The organism is Intrasporangium sp. Soil_C_50, assembly GCF_057656595.1.
Map to the genome: position 1 here is coordinate 1 of NZ_JBDGKB010000035.1, position 393 is coordinate 393.

Consider the following 393-nt stretch of genomic DNA (forward strand, 5'->3'; position numbering starts at 1 on the left):
GGCCGGTGGCGGTGGTGACCTCGAGCCTGGTGAGCCGGTCGGCGTCGAGCCACCCGGTCGGGGTCGTGCCGCCGAGGCAGGCGGTGCGGGCCAGCTCGGTGGACTCGATGCACGAGCGCAGCCGCGCGAGCGCGTGCAGGCCTGCGGCGTCGAGGACGGCCTTGGCGTGCTCGACCGCCTCGACGATGCGCAGCTCGGCGTCGGACTGTGCCTCGAGGTCGGTCAGGGGCGACGCGGTGAGGTCGTCGCTGGCGGCCTCGAGCAGCTCGGCGACGAGGTCGGGCAGCTGATCGGCCAGGACGTGCCGGGCGACCTTGCGCCGCAGGGACCGCTCGACCATGGACCGGCCTCGCGCCCGGGCGGGCGCGGACTCGTGGTGCCGGGGCGGGTACA

General features: G+C 76.1%; 1 protein-coding gene. It reads right to left on the reverse strand.

The genetic code is table 11. The annotated features are described in order from the left end of the window. On the reverse strand, positions 1 to 340 hold a 340-nt coding region (locus AC3A5R_RS23105; protein ID WP_487623119.1), incomplete at its 3' end, for a hypothetical protein. Positions 341 to 393 lie beyond the last annotated feature (53 nt).